Genomic DNA, 5,214 nt, shown 5'->3' with positions numbered 1-5,214 from the left:
GTGCCGGGTGCGCCGACGCCGTCCTCGTGCTGGCTGCGCACGCCGAACGGCAGCGTCAGAAACAGCGCGATCCACCAGATGACGAAGTAGATCGCGATCGCGGTCGATATCTGGATGGCCATGGTCCGGCCTTACGCCTGCTCGATTTCGACCAGGGCGCCCGAAAAGTCCTTCGGGTGCAGGAACAGCACCGGCTTGCCGTGGGCGCCGATCTTCGGCACGCCGTCACCGAGCACCCGCGCGCCCTCCTTCACCAGCGTGTCGCGCGAGGCGATGATGTYGACCACCTCGTAGCAGACATGATGGATGCCGCCATCGGCATTGCGCTCGAGGAACTTTGCGATCGGCGAGCCCTCGCCGAGCGGCTCGATGAACTCGATCTTGGTGTTGGGCAGCGTCGCGAACACGGTGGTGACGCCATGCTCGGGCAGCGCCACGGCCTCGGAAATCTGGGCGCCAAACGCCGCGCCGTAGATTTTTGCAGCCTTGACGGCATCCTTGGTCGCGATCGCGACATGGTTCAGCCGGCCCAGCATCGTTCTTCTCCCTCAGGGCATGATCCGGAAAAGCGCGAAGCGGTTTTCCGAAAAGACCATGCCTCAATTATACTGTCAGGACATGTACCAGACAGGGGGGCTTTTTGCCCCAATGTTCGTTGATCACGGCCCGGACGGCGCGTCGCACCGACTCGGCCAGCGCGTCCGGATCGCGCCGGCGCGCCTTTGGCAGGCCCTCGACGGTCGTTACCACGGCGTCGAAGACGAGGTCGTCGAAGGGCTCCCCCTCCCTGTTCTTGTCGGGAATGCCGACGAGATCGACCTCGGGATCGTCGGCCAGCTCGCCCTGCTCGGTCATGGCGATGGCCACGAAGGCGCAGCCGGAAAACGCCATCCGGCGCCGCTCGACCACCGCGCGCGACTTGGAATCCTCCAGGATGGTGCCGTCCTTGTAGAGCCGGCCGGAGGGCAATTCGCCAATGATGCCGGGATCGCCCGGGCCGAGCTTGATCAGGTCGCCGTTGCGAACCACCAGGACGCGCGGCACGCCGGCCGCGCGTGCGAGCTTGGCATGCTCGTGCAGGTGCAGCGCCTCGCCATGGACGGGGATCAGGAGCTGCGGCCTGGTCCAGGCGATCATGTCGCGCAGCTCGTCGCGGCGCGGATGGCCGGAGACGTGGACCAGATGGGTGCGGTCGGTGATGACCTCGACGCCCTGCAGGATCAGATTGTTGATGATCGAGCCGACGGCCTTCTCGTTGCCGGGAATGGTGCGCGAGGAGAAGATCACGCTGTCGCCGCGGTTGAGCGTGATCTCGGGATGATCGTCATTGGCGATCCGCGCCAGTGCCGCGCGGGCCTCGCCCTGGCTGCCGGTGCACAGCGCCAGCACCTTGTCCTGCGGGAGATGGCCGTAGACCTCCGGCGAGCGGAAATTCTGCACGCCGTCGAGGAAACCGGTCTCGCGCGCGACCTGCGTCACCCGCTCCATGGCGCGGCCGACCACGACCACCTCGCGGTCCGCGGCCTTCGCGGCATCGGCAACGGCCTTGATGCGTGYGACGTTGGAGGCAAAGGTCGTGACCGCGACGCGGCCCTTGGCGGCCTTGACCAGTTCGATGATGGTCTTGGCGACCTCGGCCTCCGAGGGCGAGCGGCCGTCGCGGACCGCATTGGTGGAATCGCCGATCAGGGCGAGCACGCCCTCCTCGCCCAACTCGCGCAGCCGCTTTTCGTCGGTCGGGCGGCCGATGATCGGGGTCGGGTCGATCTTCCAGTCGCCGGTGTGCAGCACCGTGCCGACCTCGGTGTGGATCGCCAGCGCATGCGATTCCGGAATCGAATGCGCCACCGGGATGAACTCGACGTTGAACGGGCCGATATCGACGCGTCCGCCCGAGGGCACCACCGTCACCGGGATCTTCGGCGCGTTGCGCTCGGCGGCGCATTTGGCCTCGAACAATGCGGCGCTGAACTGCGTCGCATAGATCGGGCATTTCAGCCTCGGCCAGAGGTCGATGATGGCGCCAAAATGGTCCTCATGGGCGTGGGTCAGCACCAGCCCCATCAGGTTCTTGCGTTCCTTCTCCAGGAAGCTGATGTCCGGCATGATCAGGTCGATGCCCGGCAGATGCTCCTCGTCGCCGAAGGACACGCCGAGATCGATCGCGAGCCAGGCCCGCTGCTGGCGGTTGCCGAGGCCATAGATCGACAGGTTCATGCCGATCTCGCCGACACCGCCGAGCGGCGCAAACACCAATTCGTCAGGTTTCGCCATCACGCAGCTCCCACGGAGGCGGCCGAGCCAAAGAACACCTCGCCGGCCGCCACCGGCAGGCGTCGGCCGTCAGTGGTGCGGACGATCAGGCAACCGGTGTCGTCGATCGTGTCGAAAATGCCTTCGAGCGTCTTCGTTCCCGTGTTGATCGCGACCCTCTCGCCAAGACCGGCGGCACGCGCCAGCCACAACTTGCGGATCTCGGCAAAGCCGCGACCATTGTCCCAGATGCCGCGGAATTCCACCCAGGCGTCAGACAGCGCCGAAAACAGCTCTTCCGCGCTGATCTGGACGCCAAGCGCGGCGAGCGACACCGCGGGCGTCGGCATGCCCTCAGGCGCAGCCACGACGTTGGTGCCGATGCCGACGACGACGGCAAGACGGTCGCCGACGGCTTCGGCCTCGAGCCCGATGCCGACGAGCTTCCTGCCATTGGCGAGGACGTCATTCGGCCATTTCAGGGCGTATCGGGGCCTGCTCGGACCGAGCCGCAGCGCGGCCTCGAGGCTGACCTTCTCAAGCGCGGCTTCCTCCGCCAGCCCGGCCGCAAAGCCGATCGTGGCGGCAACCGCAGGCGCGACGTCGACGATTTCGAGGACGCTGGCGGCCAGATTGCCGGGCGGCGCGATCCATGGGCGCTGGCGCCGGCCGCGGCCGGCCGTCTGCTCCGACGTCACGAACCAGATCGGGCCGCGCTCGCCGGCGCGAGCGCTTTCGATCGCCTCGGTATTGGTCGAGCCGGTCCGTTCGAAGGCTGCGAGCTTGTAGCCCGCCGATAGAGCGCGAGGACCGAGCGCGAACCCCATCCTAAAACAGTGACTTTGCCGCGGCGGAGGCGAYGCTCACCACCGGGCCCRCGAACAGCGCGAAGAGGATGTTGAAAAGGCCTGCGACCGCCAGCACCGTCCGCACCTCGATGCGCACCGGATCGACCTGGCCGGCCGGCTCGTCGAAATACATCGTCTTGACGATGGTGAGATAGTAGTAGGCGCCCACCACGCTGGAGAGCACGCCGATCACCGCGAGCGTGAACAGATTGGCCTTGATGGCGGCGACGAAGACGTACCATTTGGCGAAAAAGCCCGCGAGCGGCGGAATGCCGGCGAGCGAGAACAGCAGCATCGCGAACATGAAGGCGAGCAGCGGGTTGGTGCGCGAGAGCCCTGCGAAATCGCTGATCCGCTCGACCGCCTGGCCGYTGCGCTTCATGGCCAGGATGATCGAGAACGAGCCGAGCGTCATCGCGACATAGATCACGATGTACATCAGCACGCCCTGCGCGCCCTCAACCGTGCCGGAGGCGAGGCCGACCAGGGCAAAGCCCATATGGCCGATCGAGGAATAGGCCATCAGGCGCTTGATGTTGCTCTGGCCGATCGCGGCGAAGGAGCCGAGCACCATCGAGGCGATCGCCACGAACACCAGGATCTGCTGCCACTGCGAGACGATACCGGGGAATGCGGTGAGCGTGACGCGGGTGAACACGGCGAGTGCGGCGACCTTCGGGGCCGAGGCGAAGAAGGCGGTGACCGGCGTCGGGGCGCCCTCGTAGACGTCGGGCGTCCACATGTGGAACGGCACCGCCGAGACCTTGAAGCAGAGGCCGGCGAGCAGGAACACCAGGCCGAACACCAGGCCGACATTGGCGGCCGTCGCGGCCGCCGCGATGCCGGCGAAGGAGACCGTGCCGGTGAAGCCGTAGACCAGCGACGAGCCGTAGAGCAGCATGCCGGAGGACAGCGCGCCCAGCACGAAATACTTCAGACCGGCTTCGGTCGACTTGGCGTTGTCGCGGTTCGAGGACGCCACGACGTAGAGCGCGAGCGACATCAGCTCGAGGCCGAGATAGAGCGAGATCAGATCGCCGGCCGAGATCAGCACCATCATGCCGAGCGTCGAGAGCAGCACCAGGATCGCGTATTCGAAGATACGGCGCGACGGATCGGACAGGAACTCGGTCGACAGCACCAGCGTCACCGCCGAGCCGATCAGGGCCAGGATCTTCATGAAGCGCGCGAAATCGTCGACGATGAAGCTGCCGCCGAAGGTCACCTGCTTGCCCGCGGGCTGGAGGTAGACCAGCACCCCGACCACGACCAGGAGCAGGACCGCGAGCGAGGTGACCGTCTTGGTCGTCTCCTGCCCGCGATAGGCGCCCAGCATCAGGAGCGCCATGGCGCCGACCGCGAGCACGAGCTCGGGCAACACCGGCGCCAGTTGATAACCTGCAGTCTCAAAGCTCATGGCGATATCCTGACCTGCCCGCTCACTGGAGCAGTGCGGCGGCCTTCACGGCCGTCACAGCGGTGTTGTAGTTGTTGACGAGTTGCTGGACCGAGGCGGCCGACATGTCGAGCACCGGCTTCGGATAGACGCCGAACAGGATCGTCAAGGCGATCAGCGGGAACAGCGTCAGGCACTCCCGGAAGGTGAGATCCTTCATGCTCGCCAGCGACGGCTTGACCAGCGCCCCGAACACGACCTTGCGGTAGAGCCACAGCGCGTAGCCGGCCGACAGGATCACGCCGAAGGTGGCGAAGAACGCGGTCGGGATCGAGACCTTGAAGGTGCCGAGCAGCGTCATGAACTCGCCGACGAAGCCGCTCGTTCCGGGCAGGCCGACATTGGCCATGGTGAAGACCATGAAGGTCAGCGCATAGAGCGGCATCCGGTTGACGAGGCCGCCATAGGCCGCGATCTCGCGGGTGTGCAGGCGGTCGTAGACGATGCCGACGCAGAGGAACAGCGCGCCGGAAACGATGCCGTGCGAGATCATCTGGAACATGCCGCCGGCGACGCCCTGCATGGTGCCGGCGAAGATGYCCATGGTGACGAAGCCCATGTGCGCGACCGACGAGTACGCGATCAGCTTCTTCATGTCCTCCTGCATCAAGGCCACCAGCGAGGTGTAGATGATGGCGATGGCCGAGAGCGTGAAGA

At 66.0% G+C, this 5,214-nt stretch carries 6 protein-coding genes; all 6 read right to left on the bottom strand.

Going from position 1 to position 5,214, the window contains the following annotated elements:
- Positions 1–122, bottom strand: a 122-nt coding sequence (locus ACXJL8_RS33370) for a DUF1467 family protein (RefSeq protein WP_456686331.1), incomplete at its 3' end; no start/stop codon positions are given.
- A gap of 9 nt (positions 123–131) precedes the next feature.
- The gene (mce, locus tag ACXJL8_RS33365; RefSeq protein WP_456686330.1) at positions 132–536 is read right to left on the bottom strand and encodes a methylmalonyl-CoA epimerase; all 405 of its coding nucleotides are present in this window, start codon (positions 534–536) and stop codon (positions 132–134) included.
- Between the two features lie 67 nt (positions 537–603).
- Complete coding sequence (locus tag ACXJL8_RS33360) at positions 604–2,274, bottom strand: ribonuclease J (RefSeq protein ID WP_456686329.1); 1,671 nt, start codon at positions 2,272–2,274, stop codon at positions 604–606.
- Positions 2,274–3,080 carry a biotin--[acetyl-CoA-carboxylase] ligase gene (locus tag ACXJL8_RS33355; protein WP_456620138.1) on the bottom strand — a complete coding sequence of 269 codons (807 nt, stop codon included), beginning with the start codon at positions 3,078–3,080 and terminating at the stop codon, positions 2,274–2,276. Before ACXJL8_RS33355 ends, ACXJL8_RS33360 begins: the two co-directional genes overlap by 1 nt.
- Before the next feature lies 1 nt (position 3,081).
- Positions 3,082–4,518, bottom strand: a complete 1,437-nt coding sequence (nuoN, locus tag ACXJL8_RS33350) for an NADH-quinone oxidoreductase subunit NuoN (protein WP_456686328.1) — start codon at positions 4,516–4,518, stop codon at positions 3,082–3,084.
- Positions 4,519–4,540: 22 nt separating this feature from the next.
- Positions 4,541–5,214: NADH-quinone oxidoreductase subunit M (locus ACXJL8_RS33345; RefSeq protein ID WP_456686327.1), on the bottom strand; the 674-nt coding region annotated here is incomplete at its 5' end.

It is taken from the genome of Bradyrhizobium sp. P5_C11_2 (assembly GCF_054049755.1).
Note: the sequence above shows the minus strand (reverse complement) of the source record. Positions and strands in the feature narration are given on the sequence as shown.